Annotated in this window: 2 protein-coding genes; one reads left to right on the top strand and one right to left on the bottom strand. The window is 73.5% G+C overall.

Annotated elements, in window-relative coordinates; all coding sequences use genetic code 11:
• Nucleotides 1–111: 111 nt before the first annotated feature.
• Nucleotides 112–1,452, bottom strand: coding sequence for an FAD-dependent oxidoreductase (locus tag VFZ20_RS00400; RefSeq protein WP_329681828.1), 1,341 nt, complete (start codon nucleotides 1,450–1,452; stop codon nucleotides 112–114).
• Between the two features lie 101 nt (nucleotides 1,453–1,553).
• Between VFZ20_RS00400 and VFZ20_RS00405 the strand changes: the two genes are divergently transcribed.
• Nucleotides 1,554–2,539: TldD/PmbA family protein (locus VFZ20_RS00405; protein ID WP_329681829.1), on the top strand; the 986-nt coding region annotated here is incomplete at its 3' end.

Consider the following 2,539-nt stretch of genomic DNA (forward strand, 5'->3'; position numbering starts at 1 on the left):
CAACTGCATTCTCACGCAGAGCCGCGGAGGACGCAGAGTACCCCGGATCACGCGCGATCCGGGGTACTCCGCGCCTCTGCGGCTCTCCGTGAGAAGCTGTTCGGCGCGGGCTCAGCGTAGACGCGCAAGGAGGCGGTCCGCGGCGGCGAGGCCGGCGGTGGCGGCGCCTTCCACCGTGGGCGCATACAGCCAGTCGCCCGCCAGCACCGCGCGCGGCGACGACTCCCACGCGTGGCGCCGCAGCATCGGCAGTCGCCCCAGGTCCCCGGGGCCGAAGAGCGTCCACCCCTCCTCCCAGGTGTAGAGCCGCGTCGCGAGCACCGTCCGAGGCAGGGACGGGAGGACCCGGGCAACGTCCGGCATCAGCAGCGCGGCCGCGTCGTCCGCCGAGGCGCCCTGCAGCCGCTGGGCCGCGTGGGGGCCGGCGAACACCACGGCCAGGCCCTTGCCCGGCGGCACCAGCCCCGCCACCTTGTTTTCCTCGACGCACACCGCGGCCACGCTCCCGCCCTCGCCGGCGGCGAACGACAGGCCGAACCATCCCACGCCGACGGGCCGGTCCAGAAGCAGCGCCAGCGACGCCGCCGGCCGCATGCGGACCGCCGCCAACGCTTTTTCGGCGTCCGGTGTCAAAAATTTAGCAAACCGCGCGGCCGCCGCCGCGGGCGTCGCCACCACGGCCCCGTCGAAGTCCTCGCTCCACCCGTCGCCCGACAGGCGCACGCCGCCGTCCGCCGCTTCGACGGACGCGACGGGGGTGGAGAGGCGGAGCGAGGCGCCGCCGGCCGTGAGCGCGTCGGCGGCGGAACGGCACAGGCCGTCGGCGCCGCCGCGCAGGGCCAGCACCTCCAGGTTGAGCCCCTGTTTGGCCAGCGCGTGATAGAAGCCGCTGCTGGCCTCGTCGGGGCGCATGCCGTAGAGAGTGGAAAGCAGGGGAGCGGCCAGCAGGTCCACGAAGTCCTGCCCCAGCTCGCGGCGCCCCCACGCGGCGATGGACTCGCCGTCCAGCCCGGCCGCGGCGGCCTGCTCCAGCGAGCCCAGGTCCAGGCCGGACCCGTGGCGCTGGAGAAAGGGGAGGTACTTCGCCCCCATCTTGAGCTTGAGGGCCAGGGGCAGGGCGCCCGACGCAAGCATGCTCGTCGGCGAGCCGTACACCACCTCGTGGGCGCGGCCCTTTCGCCACAGGGCGTCGCGCCCGGGCGAGCGGACGAGCAGGGGCTCGGCCCCGGCCGCGCGCAGCAGGCCGCGGACGGTGGCGTAGGCCGAGCCGTACAGCTGCACGGCGGGGTCGATGCGCCACCCGTCCACGAGGTCCGAGCGGGTGCGCCCGCCCACGGCCCCCGCGGCATCATGGACGGTGACGGAGGCGCCGGCGGCGTGCAGGCGCAGGGCGGCGGCCAGCCCGGCGGGGCCGGCGCCCACCACGGCAGTGCGCAGGGAACGAGTCTCCATGCGCGCCCAACCCACGCAACCCCCGCGCCCGCGCGCGGTTGCGGCGGACGAACGATCGTTCTAGCTTTGCGGACCCATCCCAACCCCCATCCGGAGTATCCATGAAGCGCAGAGACTTCCTCCTGCACAGTGCGGCGGCGACGGCCGCGCTGGGCGCGGGCTCGGCGGTGCTGCCCAGGCTGGTCCAGGCCGCCGTTCCCTACGAGCCGCTCGACGCGGCCGTGAACCGCGAGCTGGCCATGCGGGCGCTTGACGCCGCCCGCAGCGCCGGGGCCACCTACGCCGACTTTCGCCTGGCGGCCAACCGCACGCAGGCGGTGGGCACCCGCGAGCGGCAGATCACCTTCTTCAACGACGGCGAGACGTTCGGCTTTGGCGTCCGCGTGATCGCCAACGGGGCGTGGGGCTTTGCCGCCAGCCACGACCTGAACCCCGACGAGGTGGTGCGCGTGGCGCAGCAGGCCGTGGCGCAGGCCCGCGCCAACGCCAGCGCCCGCCAGCGCCCGCTGGAGCTGGCCCCCACCGAGGCCGTGCCCGACGGCAAGTGGTCGTCGCCCGTGGAGATTGACCCGTTCAGCATCTCCATCGAGGAAAAGGTGGACCTGCTGCTGCGCGCCAACGCCGCGGCCATGGCCGTGCAGGGCGCCCGCTTCGTGAACAGCAACCTGTTCGCCTCGCGCCTGGCCAAGATCTTCGCCAGCACCGACGGCTCGTACATCGAGCAGACGCTGCACCGCTCTTTCCCGCGGATGCAGATCACGGCCGTGGCGCCCGACGGCAGCGACTTCCAGAGCCGCACCAGCACCGACGTGGCCCCCATGGGCCTGGGCTACGAGCACGTGCGCGACGCCCGCCTGGTGGAGAACGCCGCCCGCTGGAGCGAGGAAGCCGTGCAGAAGCTCACGGCCAAGTCCGTGGAGCCGGGCCGCTACGACCTGGTGCTGCTGCCCACGCACCTGTGGCTCACGATCCACGAGAGCATCGCGCACCCCACGGAGCTGGACCGCATCATGGGGTTCGAGGCCAACTACGCGGGCACCTCGTTCATCTACCCCATCAGCGACTTCCTGGGCAAGTTCCGCTACGG

The organism is Longimicrobium sp. (assembly GCF_036280135.1).
Classification (GTDB): domain Bacteria; phylum Gemmatimonadota; class Gemmatimonadetes; order Longimicrobiales; family Longimicrobiaceae; genus Longimicrobium.

Excerpts from the sequence above, each read along its gene's own strand:
- VFZ20_RS00400 (WP_329681828.1), bottom strand. The coding sequence starts at position 1,452 with ATGGAGACTCGTTCCCTGCGCACTGCCGTGGTGGGCGCCGGCCCCGCC.